Source organism: Streptomyces sp. NPDC047525 (assembly GCF_040643025.1).
In the GTDB taxonomy this organism is placed as follows: domain Bacteria; phylum Actinomycetota; class Actinomycetes; order Streptomycetales; family Streptomycetaceae; genus Streptomyces; species Streptomyces durmitorensis.
The window spans coordinates 135,946-150,997 of the sequence record NZ_JBEYTL010000019.1 but is presented as its reverse complement, the minus strand read 5'-3'; the positions used below and the strand labels follow the sequence as shown (position 1 = coordinate 150,997).

Sequence of the window (15,052 nt, the reverse complement as noted above, 5' to 3'; positions counted from 1 at the left end):
CTGTTGAGAAAGGGCGTCGATGGCCATTGCCAAGGCCGAGCGGCTGATGAATCTGGCGCTGTGTCTGCTCGGGACCCGGCGACCGCTCAGCAAGCGCGAGCTGCGTGAGTCCATCGAGGCCTATCTGGAGGCGGGGTCCGACGACTCCTTCAACCGGATGTTCGAGCGCGACAAGGACGATCTGCGCGAACTCGGCCTGGTCATCGAAACGGTGGAGAACCTCGACGGCGAGGTCGGCTATCTCGCGCGCCGCGACAGCAACCGCCTCCCGCCCATCACCATCGACGCCGAGGAAGCCGCCGCGCTCGGCCTGGCCGCCAAGGTCTGGCAGCAGGCCCGCCTCGCCGGAGCCGCCAGCGGCGCCCTGCAGAAGCTGCGCGCCGCGGGACTTCCGGAGGACGCCGAGCCGCAGGGCGCGCACAGCGCCCTGGAGCCGCGCATCCCCGTGCACGAGGCGTCCTTCGAGCCGCTGATGCTCGCCTGCCGCGACCGCCGCCCCGTCATCTTCGACTACCGCAAGGCCACCGCGGCACGCCCCGAGCAGCGCCACGTCGAGCCATGGGCCCTGGAGTGCTGGCGCGGCCACTGGTACCTCGCGGGCTGGGACCGCGACCGCGGCGCCGAGCGGGTCTTCCGGCTCTCCCGCATCACCGGGAAGGTCCGCGCCCGCGCCGGCAAGTTCACCGCCGACATCCCCGATGTGGTCACGGTGCGCGAGACGGTCGCGAGCTGGGCGGGCGAGAGCGCCGACCGCTCCGCCCTGATCAGACTGCGTACGGGCGCGGGCTATCCGCTGCGCGCCAAGGCCGCCCACATACGTGAAGTGGGCGAGGGATGGGACGAGTTGGAGATTCCGTACGGGCACGGGCTCGACGCCTGGCTGGTGGAGTTCGGGCCCGATGTGGTGGTCCTTGAGCCCGCTGAGCTGCGGGCCGACGTGGTGGACCGGCTGCGCGCCGTGGCCAAGGGCTGAGGGGACGTACAACCATGGCCTCGAACGCCATCGACCAGACCCGGCGGATGCTCTCCCTGGTGACGTATCTGCGGGAGCGCCCCGGCGCCCACGTCAGCGATGTCGCCCGTGCCTTCGGGATCACCGAGGACGAGCTGATCTCCGACCTGGACGTGCTGCCGCTGTGCGGGACCAGCTTCCGCGGCGGCGACCTGCTCGACATCGACACCGACGGCGACCGCATCTGGTGGCACAACCCGGACGACGTGGCGGCCCCCCTGCGGCTCGCCGCCGACGAGGCCACCGCGCTCCTGGTGGCCGCCCGCGCGGTCTCCACGCTGCCGGGGCTGCGCGAGAGCGACCGGCAGGCGCTGGTGCGCGCCACCGCGAAGCTGGAGACGGCGGCCGGCGAGAACGCGGGCGCCAGCGCGCGGCTCTCGGTGACCTTCGAGTCCGAGGGCGGCGTCTTCGCCGACGTCGACCGCGCCATCTCCGAGCGGCGCCGGCTGTGGCTGCGCTACTACTCGCCCGCGCGCGACGAACTCACCGAGCGCGAGGTCGACCCGATCCGGCTCTTCGCGGTCGGGCACACGTACATGGAGGCGTGGTGCTACCTCTCCGAGGCGCGCCGCACCTTCCGCCTCGACCGGGTGGCCGAGATCAGGATCATGGACGAGCCGTCGTCGCCGCCCGAGGTCGAACTGCGCGATCTCTCCGAGGGGCTCGTGCAGCCCGCCGCCGAGGACCCCGAGGTGGTCATCGAGGTCGGTCCCGGCGGCCGCTGGGTCGCCGAGTACTACCCCCACGACAGCGCGGAGGAACTGGCCGACGGCGGTCTGCGGATCACGCTGCGCACCCCGGACCCCACCTCGCTGCGCAGGCTCGCTCTGCGGCTCGGCGGGGACGGGCACATCGTCTCGCCGGCGGACCTCGCGGACAGCGCACGGCTGGCGGCGCGTGAGGCGCTCGCGGCCTACGACAAGCACGACGAGCACGACAAGCACCCCGGCGGGGCGTACGACAGGCAGGAGCAAGGACGTTGAACACCAGCATCATGTCCGAGATTCCCGGAATGTCGAGAATCGCCCCCGTGCTCTTCAAGGCCGCCTGCCCCGACTGCCGCGCCCGCTTCGAACTCTCCGCGGGCGCCCTGCGGTTGGTCATCGGCGCCTCGGCCCGCACCACCTTCTACTCGTTCACGTGCCCCGAGTGTGGCAACGCGGTGCGCAAGTCCGCCGGCGAGCGCATCGTCGAACTGCTCACCGGCGGCGGGGTGCGGACGCTGCGTCTGCACTCGACCGTCTAGGCTCGGCGCATGTTCTGGGCGATGCTGGCGATTGCCGCGGGGTTCTGTGGCCTCGCCGTGCTCGGCGTACTGGCGATTCGGGTCTTCATCGAGGCGCAGCGCCTCAGCACTCAAGTGACGGAGACCACACAGCGGATCAACCGTGCGGCGGAGGATCTCGAAGCGGCGGCGACCGGTGTGGCCCGTGCGGGCCGAGATGTCCTTTAGATCCTGTGAAACCCGCCGGTGCCACAGGGGCGCGCATCGACGCCGCGGCCTGTCAACTTCCCTTGTCCGGCAGGTACGCTGCTGAAGTGGCCCGGAGTTGCGAGGCGCGGGCCGCAACTGGGAGTACGCACAGGGATTGCCCTGCGTTCACCCCTGAGCGTTACGATCGCTGCCAGCACGGTGGCCGGACAGCAAGTCCGGCCTGTCCGGCAGCCCCGCCCCTGCCGCCTCGGTGAGAAGGTAAAGACCTATGTTCGGAAAGATCGGCGCCCCCGAGATCATTCTCATTCTCGTCGTCATCGTTCTGCTGTTCGGCGCGAAGAAGCTTCCCGACATGGCCCGGTCGCTCGGCAAGTCCGCGCGCATCCTCAAGAGCGAGGCCAAGGCGATGAAGACGGACGGCAAGAAGGACGAAGCCGCCCCGGCCGACCCGCCCGGCGACCCTTCCGCCGCCCAGCCGCGCACCATCCAGGCCGCGCCCGGCGACGTGACCAGCTCGCGTCCGGTCACCGAGCCCACCGACAGCACGACTAAGCGCTGATCCAAGGCCGGCGACGGCCGGCCTGCCGCACGAGATGAGGACGTGGGTTGCTCAAGTCTGCCCGCAAGAAGGAACAGGATCCCGAGGGGCGGATGCCTCTTGCGGAGCACTTGCGCGAGCTCCGCAATCGGCTCGCGAAGGCCGTGCTGGCCATCATCGTCGTCGCGATCGTGGCCGCGTTCTTCTACAAGGACATCATCGAGTTCTTCACGAACCCGATCCTGAACTCCGTGGGGTGCGAGACCAGCTTCGCCGAGCTGGCGGAGAAGGAAGACGGCACGTGCGCGCGCATCGTGCTGAACGGTCTGCTCACGCCCTTCACGCTCGCGCTGAAGATCTCCCTGATGGCCGGGGTGGTGCTCGCGTCGCCGATCTGGCTCTACCAGCTGTGGGCCTTCGTGGCCCCCGGCCTGCACAAGAGCGAGAAGAAGTACGCCTACGGTTTCGTGGCCGCCGGTTTCCCCCTGTTCCTGGGCGGCGGCTTCTTCGCGTACAAGACGCTGCCGACGATGGCGCGGGTGCTGCTCGAGTTCTCGCCCGGCGGGATCGACAACCAGCTGCCGCTGGACGAGCTGATCGACCTGGTCACCCGCATGGTGATCGTCTTCGGCCTCTCCTTCGAGCTGCCGCTTCTCCTGGTGATGCTGAACCTCACCGGGGTGCTCACGGGCAAGCGCATGCTCGGCTGGTGGCGCGGCATGATCATGGGCATCACGGTCTTCGCGGCCGTGGCGACGCCCAGCACGGACCCGCTGACCATGATCGCCCTCGCCGGACCGATCTGGGTGCTGTACTTCGCGGCCACCGCCTTCTCGCTCATGAACGACCGGCGCAAGGCCAGGATCGAAGCGTCCGGACCCGATGACGACGAGGCGTCCGAGCTGGACCTCACTCCTGACGACGTCGGCGAGATCGAACCCGTGTCCGCGAACCGTGCGCTGCCCGAGCAGGCGAGCGGCGACGGCGCGAACCGAGATCGAGTAAACGGTTTCGACGACGTCACCTGACCTTGTAGGGTCCCGCCGTGACCAGCGAGATCACCCTCTTCGTCAATCCCACCGCGGGACGCGGCCGGGGCGCCCACGCGGCGCAGCCGGCCGCTTCGGCGTTGCGGGCGGCAGGTTTCTCCGTGCGCACGGTCATCGGCGAGGACTCCGCCGACGCGCTGCGCCGGGCCCGCGAAGCCGTCGATGCCGGTACGCGCGCGCTGATAGCCGTCGGCGGTGACGGCATGGCCAGCCTCGCGCTGCAGGCCGTCGCCCGGACGCAGACGCCCCTGGGGGTGATCGCCGTGGGCACCGGCAACGACTTCGCGCGTGCACTCGGGCTTCCGGTGCGCGATCCGGCCGCCGCGGGGACGGTCGTCGCGGAGGCGCTCGAAGCGGGGCGCACGCGGGACGTCGACCTGGGGCGGGTGGGCAAGACGTGGTTCGGCACCGTGCTCGCCTCCGGCTTCGACTCGCGGGTCAACGACCGGGGCAACCGGATGCGCTGGCCCACCGGGCGCTTCAAGTACGACCTCGCGATGGCCGCCGAGCTGGCCGCCTTCCGGCCCATCCCGTACCGGATCACGCTGGACGGCGACCGGGTCCACGAGATCGACGCGACGCTCGTCGCCGTCGGCAACGGATCGTCGTACGGCGGTGGCATGAAGATCTGCGCGCGGGCCGACATGAGCGACGGGCTCTTCGACGTCACGGTCGTCGGCGACTGCAGCCGTACGACGCTCCTGAAGGTCTTCCCGCGGGTCTACAAGGGCACGCACCTGGACCACCCCAAGGTCACCGTGTTCCGGGCCGCCAAGGTGGAGCTCGCTGCCCCGGGCGTCACCGGGTACGCGGACGGGGAGCAGCTCGGCGGGCTTCCCCTGACGGCGGAGTGCGTGCCGGGGGCCGTGCGGGTCCCGGTGCCCGAAGGTCCGCAGGTGCCGTAAGGCAGATAATGATCGTCCGTTGTCAGTGGTGGCCGGTAGTCTCGAAAGCACGATGACAGAGGACCTCTCACCGGCCGAGCGGTATGCGGCGGCGCGCGAGCGCGCTGTCGAGCAGGCCACCGCACTCGCTGCCTTCCGCGAGATGTACGAATTCGGCCTCGACCCCTTCCAGATCGAGGCCTGTCAGGCGCTCGAGGCGGGCAAGGGCGTGCTCGTGGCCGCCCCCACGGGCTCGGGCAAGACGATCGTCGGCGAGTTCGCCGTGCACCTGGCCCTGGAGCAGGGCAAGAAATGCTTCTACACGACGCCGATCAAGGCGCTCTCCAACCAGAAGTACGCCGACCTCTCCAAGAGATACGGCGCGGACAAGGTCGGTCTGCTGACCGGCGACAACAGCGTCAACTCCGATGCCCCCGTGGTCGTGATGACCACCGAGGTGCTGCGGAACATGCTGTATTCGGGATCGCAGTCGCTCCTGAACCTCGGCTATGTGGTGATGGACGAGGTGCACTACCTCTCCGACCGCTTCCGTGGCGCCGTCTGGGAAGAGGTGATCATCCACCTCCAGGAGTCGGTGACGCTGGTCTCCTTGTCGGCGACCGTCTCGAACGCCGAGGAGTTCGGCGACTGGCTGGACACCGTGCGCGGCGACACCCAGGTGATCGTCTCGGAGCACCGGCCCGTGCCGCTGTTCCAGCACGTCCTCGCCGGGCGCCGGATGTACGACCTCTTCGAGGAGGGGGAGGGCCAGCGAAAGGCCGTCAACCCCGACCTCACGCGCATGGCGCGGATGGAGGCCAGCCGTTCGTACAACCCGCGTGACCGCCGCAAGGGCAAGATGGTCCGCGAGGCCGACCGCGAGCGCGAGCGCAGGCAGCGGTCGCGGATCTGGACGCCGGGCAGGCCCGAGGTCATCGACCGGCTCGACTCCGAAGGTCTCCTTCCCGCGATCACGTTCATCTTCAGCCGCGCGGCCTGCGAGGCCGCCGTGCAGCAGTGCCTGCACGCGGGCCTGAGGCTGAACGACGAGGACGCGCGGGCCCAGGTCCGCGAGATCGTCGAGGAGCGCACGGCCGCCATCCCGGACGAGGACCTGCACGTCCTTGGCTACTACGAATGGCTGGAAGGCCTGGAGCGCGGCATCGCCGCGCACCACGCGGGCATGCTGCCGACCTTCAAGGAGGTCGTCGAGGAGCTCTTCGTGCGGGGGCTCGTGCGGGCCGTCTTCGCCACGGAGACCCTCGCGCTCGGCATCAACATGCCCGCGCGCAGCGTGGTGTTGGAGAAGCTCGTCAAGTGGAACGGCGAGCAGCACGCGGACATCACCCCCGGCGAGTACACCCAGCTGACCGGCCGTGCCGGGCGCCGGGGCATCGACGTCGAGGGCCATGCGGTGGTCCTGTGGCAGCGCGCCATGAGCCCGGAGCACCTCGCGGGACTGGCCGGCACGCGCACGTACCCGCTGCGGTCCAGCTTCAAGCCCTCGTACAACATGGCGGTGAACCTGGTCGAGCAGTTCGGGCGGCACCGCTCGCGTGAGCTCCTGGAGACGTCCTTCGCGCAGTTCCAGGCCGACAAGTCGGTCGTCGGGATCTCGCGCCAGGTGCAGAAGAACGAAGAGGGCCTCGAGGGCTACAAGGCCTCGATGACCTGCCACTTGGGCGACTTCGACGAGTACGCACGCTTGCGCCGCGAGCTGAAGGACCGGGAGACCGAGCTCGCCAAGCAGGGCGCCAACCAGCGCAGGGTGGCCGCGGCCGCCGCCCTGGAGAAGCTCAAGCCCGGCGACGTCATCCACGTGCCGACCGGGAAGTACGCGGGGCTCGCCCTCGTCCTGGATCCGGGGATTCCCGCGGGCCGGGTCAACGGCCACCGCGGCTTCGAGCACCAGGACGGGCCCAGGCCCCTGGTGCTCACCGCCGAGCGGCAGGTCAAGCGGCTCGCCTCGATGGACTTCCCGGTGCCGGTCGAGGCTCTTGAGCGGATGCGCATCCCGAAGTCGTTCAACGCGCGCTCGCCGCAGTCGCGCAGGGACCTGGCGTCCGCGCTGCGCACGAAGGCCGGGCACATCGTTCCCGAGCGGCACCGCAAGGGGCGCGCCGCCGCAGCCGACGACCAGGAGATCGCCCGGCTCCGTACGGAGCTGCGGGCGCACCCCTGCCACGGGTGCGACGAGCGCGAGGACCACGCGCGGTGGGCCGAGCGCTACTACCGCCTGCGCCGGGACACCGTCCAGCTGGAGCGGCGGATCGAGGGGCGCACGAACACCATCGCGCGGACCTTCGACCGGATCGTCGCGCTGCTCACCGAGATGGACTACCTCCGGGGTGACGAGGTCACCGAGCACGGCAAGAGGCTCGCCCGGCTCTATGGAGAGCTGGACCTCCTTGCCAGCGAATGCCTGCGGGAAGGTGTGTGGGAAGGGCTCAGCCCGGCCGAACTGGCCGCGTGCGTCTCGGCGTTGGTGTTCGAGGCCCGGATGGCGGACGACGCGCTCGCCCCCAAGCTGCCCTCCGGGAAGGTGAAGGCCTCGCTCGGCGAGATGGTGCGGATCTGGGGGCGGCTCGATGCCCTGGAGGAAGAGTTCAAGATCAACCAGGCGGAAGGGGTCGGGCAGCGGGAGCCGGATCTCGGATTCGCCTGGGCGGCGTACATGTGGGCGTCGGACAAGGGCCTCGACGAGGTGCTGCGGGAGATCGATATGCCCGCGGGGGACTTCGTGCGGTGGTGCAAGCAGGTGATCGATGTCCTCGGGCAGATCTCCGCTGCTGCTCCCCGCGAGGGATCCACCGTGGGGAAGAACGCCCGCAAGGCCGTGGATCAGCTGCTGCGGGGTGTGGTGGCGTACAGCTCGGTCGGCTGACGGCCAGAGGGGGGCGGGCTCGGGAGATTGATCCCCCGAGCCCGCCCCTTCGTCAGATGCTCAGGCGGCGTTGGACGGGCCGAGGATCGCCGCGTCCCGCTTCGCCACCTCTTCCCGCACGATCGGGATCACCTGCCGCCCGAAGTCGATCGCGTCGTCCAGGAGGTCGTAGCCCCGGGCGGAGAGGATCTCCACGCCCAGGTCGTAGTAGTCGAGGAGGGCCTGGGCGACCGTCTCCGGAGTGCCCACCAGCGCCGTCGAGTTGCCCGCGCCGCCGGTTTCCGCGGCCGTCGGGGTCCAGAGCGCGCGGTCGTGGTGCTCGCCCGAGGCCGCCGCCGCGAGCAGGCGCCGGGACCCCGAGTTCTCGGGGTTCTTCAGCGGGTGGCGGCGGGACAGCGGGGCGCCCGCCTTGCGGGCCTTGATGCGGGCCAGGGTCGCGTGCGCCTTCTCCCAGGCCAGTTCCTCGGTGGGCGCGATGATCGGGCGGAAGGCCACCTGGATCCTGGGGACGTCCGTGCGGCCGGCGGCCTTCGCGGCCGTCCGCACCGACTCGATCTGCTCGGCGGTCTGCGCCAGCGGCTCGCCCCACAGGCAGTAGATGTCCGCCTCGGCGCCCCCGGCGGCGTACGCGGCAGGCGACGAACCGCCGAACGAGACGCGCGGATGCGGCTGTTGGACCGGGAAGGTGTCGCTGACGAAGTCGTTGAAGCGGTAGTGCTCGCCCTCGTGGTCGAAGGGCTCGTGCGAGGTCCATGCCTTCTTGATGATCTGGATGGCCTCGCGTGTGCGCGCGTACCGCTCGTCCTTGGTGTGGAAGTCGCCCTCGCGCTGCTGCTCGTGGTCGTTGCCGCCCGTGATGAAGTGCACCGCGAGGCGGCCGTCGCTGATGTGGTCCAGGGTCGCGAACGTCTTGGCGGCGAAGGTGGGGTACGAGACGTTCGGGCGGTGCGCGACCAGGATCTGGAGCTTGTCGGTGCGGGCCGCTATGTAGGCGGCGGCGGGGGAGGGGTCGGGGGATCCCGAACCGTAGGCGAAAAGGACACGGTCCCAGCCGTGGTCCTCGTGGGCCCGGGCGAGCCGGAGCGTGTAGTCCTTGTCGAAGGACGCGCCCGAGCGCGCGGTGACTTCGGAGCCTTCGTTGGTCGCTGCGATGCCGAGAAACTCGACGGGCATGGCGGGGTCTCATCTCAACTGGTGTCGGTGTGCGCTGACTTGGAAGCAGTCAGAAGCAACACGACGCGGACCACACACGACCGAAGTCGATGTGATCGCGCGTGACCAGACGCAGCTGAGGGCGCATGCGCCCAGTGGAACAGCCCTCCATGTGGAGCGTCAACCACGGCTGTGCCGTGCCCATTCCCGGGTGTGCGGGGAGCCGAACGGGGGTCGTCCGGAGCTGTGTTCCCGCCTGTTCGACGCCATCACTCCGCGTGTTCGATTGATCGCCACGCGTGTAAATGGAGCCGAGTGTATGCCTCTCGGCAAGGCGGTTTCAGGGGGTTGCTGAATATGACTCGGCGATGATTCCGGCGGACTAAGCTCGCCCGGAGCGCGGCGAGTTGAAACGAGTTGCGATAGATTCGCGCGTTTGTTCCCAGTTCTTTCGATAGTTCGCATACGTCTACCGCTCTCAACTCCCCGTAAACTCCCCCCATTTCACGGCATCAACCCCCATTCCTCCCCCAAGACAACTGTTCAGAGGGCATACATGGTGAGTGTTCAATCGCCTCCCGGTGGCCGAGAAGTCCCTTACGCACGTGTGCTGTTGCTGCCCGCCATGCTGATGGCCGCGGCGACCGGAGCCGCCGTCGCTGCGGTGACGGAACCCGCCCGCATCGCGGTGGGCTGGTGCGGCGCGATCGCGACCCTCGTGGTCGTCGCGGTCGGCGCCGAAGCGGTGCGACGCGGCCGGTCCATCCGGGAGTTGCACACCCAGTACGCGCAGCGGATCGCTTTCCTCGAGCGGCGCATCGCGTCCCATGACGACGAGACAGTCCGCCTGGGCAGCGAAATCATCCCCGAGGCCGTCTTCCGGCTCCGGCAGGGCGAAGCGCCATCGGAAGTGATCCGCAACCTCGTCGACGGCGACGAGTCCTTCGCCGAACTCCCGCAGTCGCAGCGGCAGATGCTCCGGCACGTCCTGGACACCCTGGACACCGGAGAGGCGATGCGCGAGTCCTCGCAGCGCGCCTTCGTCAACATCGCCCGGCGCGTCCAGTCCATCGTCCACCAGCAGGCCGCGGAACTGCGCGAGATGGAGGAGTTCCACGGCCGCAACCCCGAGGTCTTCGACGACCTGCTCCGCATCGACCACGGCACGGCCCTGATCGGCCGCCTCGCCGACTCGATCACCGTGCTCGGCGGCGCCCGTCCGGGACGCCAATGGCCCAAGCCCGTACCGCTGTTCAGCGTGTTGCGCGGCGCCATGTCCCGGATCCTGGAGTACCAGCGCGTCGACCTGCACTCGATCGCCAAGGTCGCCATCCGCGGCACGTCCGTGGAGCCGCTCATCCACGCCTGCGCCGAGCTGCTCGACAACGCCACGCGCTACTCGCCGCCGCAGACCCGCGTGCACGTCACCGCCGTCGAGGTGCAGACCGGCATCGCCGTCGAGATCGAGGACGGCGGCGTCAGCCTCAGCGAGGAGGCGCGGGCACGGGCCGAGCGCATGCTCGCCCAGGCCCAGGCCGGCATCGACCTGAACGACCTCGGTGAGAGCCCCCGCCTCGGCATGGCCGTCGTGGGCCGGCTCTCGCAGATGTACAACCTGCAGGTCTCGCTGCGGCAGTCCGCGTACGGCGGCGTCCGCGCGGTCCTCATCGTCCCGCGCGAGATGATCACCACAGGACCCGCACCCGGCCTCGCGCACGGCATCGGCGCGTCCGCCGTGCCGCGGGTGAACTCCGAGGGCAGGCCCATCGAGGAGGCCCAGGGCATCCGGCGCAAGAAGCCCCGCGTGATGACGGCCGGGCCGCCGATCTCCAAGTCGCTCACCGCGGCCATGGAGGACGACATCCCCGAGGTCACCGAGTGGACGTCGAACGGGCTGCCGCAGCGCCGCAGCCGGGTCCGCACCCCGCTCGCCGAGCGGCTCGCCCAGGAGGCCGCGGACGAGAAGTACGCCGCGCAGCGCGCCCAGTACGCCCCGAAGGGCGCACCGGTGGCACCCGAACCGGTGAAGAAGGAGGAGAAGGAGCCCGGCCTCTGGATCGAGGCGTTCATGAAGGGCGTCAACGGCGACGAATCCGCAGCCGACGACCCGTTGTTCCCCAAGGGCCACAGCGAGAACGACCACGGCACCCCAGACAGTGCTGGCAGTGCCGACAACGCCGACGAGGGGGGCTGGAAGTGATCCAGCAACGGGCCAATTTCGACTGGATGCTCAAGGAGCTCGCCGACGGGGTGCCGCAGACGCGGCAGATCGTGGTGCTCTCCGCGGACGGCCTGCGCATCGCGCGCTACGGCGGCGACCCCGACGCCGCCGACCGGATCGCCGCCGCCTGCGCGGGACTTCAGTCCCTGGCCGCTGCGGTGGCCACCGAGATCCCGCACAGCGACGGCGGGATGCGCATGGTGATCATTGAAGTGGACGGCGGCTACTTCTATCTGATGGCCGCGGGGGCCGGCGCCTACCTCGCCGTGCTCGCCGACGAGACCGTCGACGCGGGCCTCATCGGCAACCGCATGCGGGACCTGGTCGTCAGGATCGGCGCCCATCTGACGAGCCCGCCCCGGCGAGATGGGCAGGCCGTATGAATCCTCCGCAAGGCGAGAACCCCTCCCACCGGGACGACCCTCCCCAACGGCAGCGGCGCAGCCCGGAGAATCCCGAGCGGCTCTACATCCTGACCGGCGAGGACACGGAGAGGGCGCCACTCGACCTCGTCACGCTGATCGTCGCGCACGGCGAGGCGGATCCCATGGCCCAGCCGGAGCACTCCGTCGTCCTGCGGCTGTGTACGACGCCGCTGTCCGTCGCCGAGCTCTCCGCGTATCTCGCGCTGCCGTTCAGCGTGGTGACTGTCCTGCTGACGAAGATGCTCGGGGCCGACCTGGTACAGGCGCGGGCGCCGATCGTCCGCTCCACGCTCCCCGATCGTTCCCTTCTCGAAGCGGTGATGCATGGACTTCAAAAGCTCTGACACGATCACCGGGCCCAGCAGCGAGGACGTCCTGCCGCACACGGCCACGGCCGCCGTGAAGGTCGTGATCGTGGGCGGGTTCGGGGTCGGCAAGACGACGATGGTCGGCTCGGTCAGCGAGATCCGTCCGCTGACCACCGAAGAGACCATGACCCAGGCGGGCATCGGTGTCGACGACAACTACGGCTCCGACACCAAGACGGCCACCACCGTCGCGATGGACTTCGGCCGGATCAGCATCTCCGAAGAGCTGGTGCTCTATCTGTTCGGCACCCCCGGCCAGGAGCGCTTCTGGTTCCTGTGGAACGGCCTCTTCGAAGGCGCGCTCGGCGCGGTCGTGCTCGTCGACACCCGCCGTCTCGAGGTCAGCTTCGACGTGATCGGCCGTCTGGAGGAGCGCGGCGTGCCCTTCGTCGTCGCCGTCAACGACTTCCCCGACGCACCCCGTCACCCGGTCGATGCGCTGCGCCGTGCCCTCGACCTGGACGAGGTGGTCCCGATAGTGAAGTGCGACGCCCGGCAGCGCGCATCGAGCCGGGACACCCTGCTGACTCTCATGCGGTATCTGCACTCCCTGACCGTGGCCCGCGTCTGACACCTCATCTCATCGGCAACCCCGGAATCCCTTCCGCGACCCCGGAGCGACGAACGTGACGACCCCTTCCCACTCCCACCCCGGCATGGACGACCCGGCCATGCCACCGCCCGGCTGCCCCGCGCACGGCCTGGGCCCCGGCGGCCTGCGCCGGCTGTACGGCCCCGAGGCGGACACCGACCTCGCGGGTGTCTACGAGAAGCTGCGCGCCGAACACGGCGCGGTGGCCCCGGCCCTGCTGCACAACGACGTACCCATCTGGGCGGTCCTCGGCCACAGCGAGAACCTCCACATGGTCCGCACCCCCTCGCAGTACACCCGCGACCCGCGCCAGTGGCGGGCCATCATCGACGGCTCCATGGGCCCCGACAACCCGCTGGCCCCCGTCGTCACCTTCCAGCCGATGGCCAGCATGGTCGAGGGCGACGAGCACCAGCGGCTGCGCGGCGCGGTCACCGGTGCCATGGCGCTTCTCGACCACCGCGGCATCCGCCGCTACATCAACCGCTACAGCAACCTCCTGCTCAACGACATCTGCCAGGACGGGCGCGCGGACGTCGTGAGCCAGTTCGCCGAGCATCTGCCGATGATGGTGATGTGCCATGTCATCGGCATGCCCGAGGAGTACAACGAGCGGATGGTGCAGGCCGCCCGCGACATGATCCGGGGCACCGAGACCGCCATCGCCAGCAACGCGTACATCATGGACGCGCTGATGCGCCTGGTGGCGCGGCGCCGGGCGAAGGCGGAGGAGGACTTCACCAGCAACCTCATCGCCCAGCCCGCGCAGCTCACCGACGACGAGGTCGCCGCGCACCTGCGGCTCGTGCTCATCGCCGCCTACGAAGCGACGGCCAACCTCATCGCCAACGCCCTGCGCATGGTCCTCACCGACCCGCGCTTCCGCGCCCAGCTCAGCGGCGGCCAGATGACGGTCCCGGAGGCGGTCGAGCAGTCCCTGTGGGACGAGCCGCCGTTCAGCGCCATGATCGGCTATTTCGCCAAGCAGGACACGCAGCTCGGCGGCCAGCAGATCAAGGCGGGCGACGGTCTGATCCTCGGCATCGCGCCGGGCAACGTGGATCCCGTCGTGCGCCCGGATCTGGCCGCCAGCATGCAGGGCAACCGCTCCCATCTGGCGTTCAGCGGCGGACCGCACGAGTGTCCGGGGCAGGACATCGGGCGCGCCATCGCCGACACGGGTGTGGACGCGCTGCTCATGCGCTTCCCGGACGTGGAACTCTCCGTCGAGGAGCACGAGTTGCGGTGGAACTCGTCGATCCTCTCCCGGCATCTGGTGGAGCTCCCCGTGCAGTTCGCGCCGCGGCCTCCGCAGGACGTGATGGCACGGCCCATGGCGCGGGTGCCGGGTGCGCGCAACGACTGGTCGGTGTCGTCCCCCGCGCAGCGGCCCGCGTATCCCGCGACGCCGGCGCCCCAGCCGGCGGCGCAGCCCGCTCCGCCGCCTGTGCCGGACGCCGTGCCGGTGGCCGCGTCCGTGCCGCGGCAGGGAGTGTGGCGCAGGCTGGTGACCTGGTGGCGGGGTTACTGATCGCCCGCTGACGGGCCCGCCCAGCTGTCGTACGACGTCCAGGCGCCCAACTCGCGGGCGCTGACGAAGCGGTGGTCGGCGCCCGTGACGGGGTCCGTGAACTCCAGTACGCGCGACAGGAGTTGAAGGGGCCGCCGGAAGTCGTCCGGCGGCACGGGCCCCTGCACGAGCGGGTAGACCGGATCGCCGAGGATCGGCAGGCCCAGGGCGTTCATGTGCACGCGCAGCTGGTGGGTGCGGCCGGTGTGCGGGGTGAGCCGGTAGCGCGCCAACGTGCCGCTGCGCGCCGCGAGTTCGATGCGGCTCTCGCTGTTGGGCTCAGCGCCGGGGACTTCGTACGCGGCGATGATGCCGCGCTCCTTGACGATGTGGCTGCGCACGGTGCGGGGCAGCTCGACCCCGGGATCGTGGGCGGCCACCGCCTCGTACTCCTTGCGCACCCGCCGCTCGCCGAACAGCATCTGGTACGCGCCGCGTTCCTCGGGCCGCACGGTGAAGAGGATCAGCCCCGCGGTGAGCCGGTCCAGGCGGTGCGCGGCGCCGAGCGCGGGGATGCCGAGGTCTCTGCGGAGGCGGGCGAGCGCCGTCTCGGTGACGTGGCTGCCGCGGGGCGTGGTCGCCAGGAAGTGGGGCTTGTCGGCGACGACGATGTGCTCGTCGCGGTACACCACGTCGATGTCGTACGGCACCGGGACCTCGTCCGGCAGATCCCGGTGGAACCACACGAAGGCGCCGGGCACATAGGGAGCGTCCGGCGCCACGGGAAGCCCGTCGACGCCGACGACGAGACCGTCCCGCAGCATCCCGTCGATCACTCCGGGCCCGGCCTTGAGCCGCTCGACGAGATGGTCCCGCACGGTCGCCCACGCTCCGTCGGCCGGCAGCTTGACCCGCATGGGGTCGACGCCGCGCCGCTGGGGCAAGGGAGAGGGCGGGATGCGGGGCTTGCGGGTCACAACGG

General features: G+C 70.1%; 15 protein-coding genes. 13 read left to right on the top strand and 2 right to left on the bottom strand.

Features of this window, described 5'->3' with window-relative positions:
* Positions 1-19 precede the first annotated feature (19 nt).
* The 8 genes from ABZ833_RS38155 (at position 20) to ABZ833_RS38120 (ending at position 7,802) form a co-directional block, all read left to right on the top strand.
* Positions 20-973 carry a WYL domain-containing protein gene (locus ABZ833_RS38155; protein ID WP_361057096.1) on the top strand — a complete coding sequence of 318 codons (954 nt, stop codon included), beginning with the start codon at positions 20-22 and terminating at the stop codon, positions 971-973.
* 14 nt (positions 974-987) lie between these two features.
* Complete coding sequence (locus ABZ833_RS38150; RefSeq protein WP_361057093.1) at positions 988-1,995, top strand: WYL domain-containing protein; 1,008 nt, start codon at positions 988-990, stop codon at positions 1,993-1,995.
* A gap of 11 nt (positions 1,996-2,006) precedes the next feature.
* Positions 2,007-2,258 (top strand): hypothetical protein, encoded by a 252-nt coding sequence (locus tag ABZ833_RS38145; RefSeq protein WP_249590994.1) that lies wholly within the window; start codon positions 2,007-2,009, stop codon positions 2,256-2,258.
* A gap of 9 nt (positions 2,259-2,267) precedes the next feature.
* The gene (locus ABZ833_RS38140) at positions 2,268-2,465 is read left to right on the top strand and encodes a hypothetical protein (RefSeq protein ID WP_249590995.1); all 198 of its coding nucleotides are present in this window, start codon (positions 2,268-2,270) and stop codon (positions 2,463-2,465) included.
* 250 nt (positions 2,466-2,715) lie between these two features.
* Entirely contained in the window at positions 2,716-3,006 is a 291-nt protein-coding gene (tatA, locus tag ABZ833_RS38135) for a Sec-independent protein translocase subunit TatA (protein WP_361057089.1), read from the top strand.
* A 47-nt stretch (positions 3,007-3,053) separates the two neighbouring features.
* Entirely contained in the window at positions 3,054-4,013 is a 960-nt protein-coding gene (gene tatC / locus ABZ833_RS38130; protein WP_361057085.1) for a twin-arginine translocase subunit TatC, read from the top strand.
* A gap of 17 nt (positions 4,014-4,030) precedes the next feature.
* Positions 4,031-4,939, top strand: a complete 909-nt coding sequence (locus ABZ833_RS38125; RefSeq protein WP_361057082.1) for a diacylglycerol kinase — start codon at positions 4,031-4,033, stop codon at positions 4,937-4,939.
* Between the two features lie 52 nt (positions 4,940-4,991).
* The gene (locus tag ABZ833_RS38120; protein ID WP_361057079.1) at positions 4,992-7,802 is read left to right on the top strand and encodes a DEAD/DEAH box helicase; all 2,811 of its coding nucleotides are present in this window, start codon (positions 4,992-4,994) and stop codon (positions 7,800-7,802) included.
* Positions 7,803-7,862: 60 nt separating this feature from the next.
* Here ABZ833_RS38120 and ABZ833_RS38115 read toward each other — a convergent pair whose 3' ends face one another.
* Positions 7,863-8,975: an LLM class flavin-dependent oxidoreductase gene (locus tag ABZ833_RS38115; protein ID WP_361057076.1), complete on the bottom strand. Its 1,113-nt coding sequence runs from the start codon at positions 8,973-8,975 to the stop codon at positions 7,863-7,865.
* A gap of 535 nt (positions 8,976-9,510) precedes the next feature.
* On the opposite strand from ABZ833_RS38115, the gene ABZ833_RS38110 reads away from it, so the two are divergent.
* The 5 genes from ABZ833_RS38110 (at position 9,511) to ABZ833_RS38090 (ending at position 14,091) form a co-directional block, all read left to right on the top strand.
* The gene (locus tag ABZ833_RS38110; RefSeq protein ID WP_361057073.1) at positions 9,511-11,154 is read left to right on the top strand and encodes an ATP-binding protein; all 1,644 of its coding nucleotides are present in this window, start codon (positions 9,511-9,513) and stop codon (positions 11,152-11,154) included.
* Entirely contained in the window at positions 11,151-11,558 is a 408-nt protein-coding gene (locus ABZ833_RS38105; RefSeq protein WP_249591002.1) for a roadblock/LC7 domain-containing protein, read from the top strand. Before ABZ833_RS38110 ends, ABZ833_RS38105 begins: the two co-directional genes overlap by 4 nt.
* Entirely contained in the window at positions 11,555-11,944 is a 390-nt protein-coding gene (locus ABZ833_RS38100) for a DUF742 domain-containing protein (RefSeq protein ID WP_361057069.1), read from the top strand. Before ABZ833_RS38105 ends, ABZ833_RS38100 begins: the two co-directional genes overlap by 4 nt.
* Entirely contained in the window at positions 11,925-12,539 is a 615-nt protein-coding gene (locus ABZ833_RS38095; protein ID WP_249591004.1) for an ATP/GTP-binding protein, read from the top strand. The genes ABZ833_RS38100 and ABZ833_RS38095 overlap by 20 nt, the downstream gene beginning before the upstream one ends.
* An 85-nt stretch (positions 12,540-12,624) precedes the next feature.
* Positions 12,625-14,091, top strand: coding sequence for a cytochrome P450 (locus ABZ833_RS38090; RefSeq protein ID WP_361057163.1), 1,467 nt, complete (start codon positions 12,625-12,627; stop codon positions 14,089-14,091).
* On the opposite strand, the gene ABZ833_RS38085 is transcribed toward ABZ833_RS38090, so the two are convergent.
* On the bottom strand, positions 14,085-14,987 hold the full coding sequence (locus ABZ833_RS38085; protein ID WP_361057160.1) for an RluA family pseudouridine synthase: 903 nt from the start codon (positions 14,985-14,987) through the stop codon (positions 14,085-14,087). The genes ABZ833_RS38090 and ABZ833_RS38085 overlap by 7 nt on opposite strands.
* Positions 14,988-15,052 lie beyond the last annotated feature (65 nt).

What these genes read in the sequence shown, in the direction of transcription:
- ABZ833_RS38110 (WP_361057073.1), top strand. Translation starts at nt 9,511, where the DNA reads ATGGTGAGTGTTCAATCGCCTCCCGGTGGCCGAGAAGTCCCTTACGCA.
- ABZ833_RS38090 (WP_361057163.1), top strand. Translation starts at nt 12,625, where the DNA reads ATGGACGACCCGGCCATGCCACCGCCCGGCTGCCCCGCGCACGGCCTG.
- ABZ833_RS38095 (WP_249591004.1), top strand. Translation starts at nt 11,925, where the DNA reads ATGGACTTCAAAAGCTCTGACACGATCACCGGGCCCAGCAGCGAGGAC.
- ABZ833_RS38120 (WP_361057079.1), top strand. Translation starts at nt 4,992, where the DNA reads ATGACAGAGGACCTCTCACCGGCCGAGCGGTATGCGGCGGCGCGCGAG.
- ABZ833_RS38115 (WP_361057076.1), bottom strand. Translation starts at nt 8,975, where the DNA reads ATGCCCGTCGAGTTTCTCGGCATCGCAGCGACCAACGAAGGCTCCGAA.
- ABZ833_RS38140 (WP_249590995.1), top strand. Translation starts at nt 2,268, where the DNA reads ATGTTCTGGGCGATGCTGGCGATTGCCGCGGGGTTCTGTGGCCTCGCC.
- tatA (WP_361057089.1), top strand. Translation starts at nt 2,716, where the DNA reads ATGTTCGGAAAGATCGGCGCCCCCGAGATCATTCTCATTCTCGTCGTC.
- ABZ833_RS38100 (WP_361057069.1), top strand. Translation starts at nt 11,555, where the DNA reads ATGAATCCTCCGCAAGGCGAGAACCCCTCCCACCGGGACGACCCTCCC.
- ABZ833_RS38155 (WP_361057096.1), top strand. Translation starts at nt 20, where the DNA reads ATGGCCATTGCCAAGGCCGAGCGGCTGATGAATCTGGCGCTGTGTCTG.
- ABZ833_RS38145 (WP_249590994.1), top strand. Translation starts at nt 2,007, where the DNA reads ATGTCCGAGATTCCCGGAATGTCGAGAATCGCCCCCGTGCTCTTCAAG.
- ABZ833_RS38085 (WP_361057160.1), bottom strand. Translation starts at nt 14,987, where the DNA reads ATGCGGGTCAAGCTGCCGGCCGACGGAGCGTGGGCGACCGTGCGGGAC.
- ABZ833_RS38150 (WP_361057093.1), top strand. Translation starts at nt 988, where the DNA reads ATGGCCTCGAACGCCATCGACCAGACCCGGCGGATGCTCTCCCTGGTG.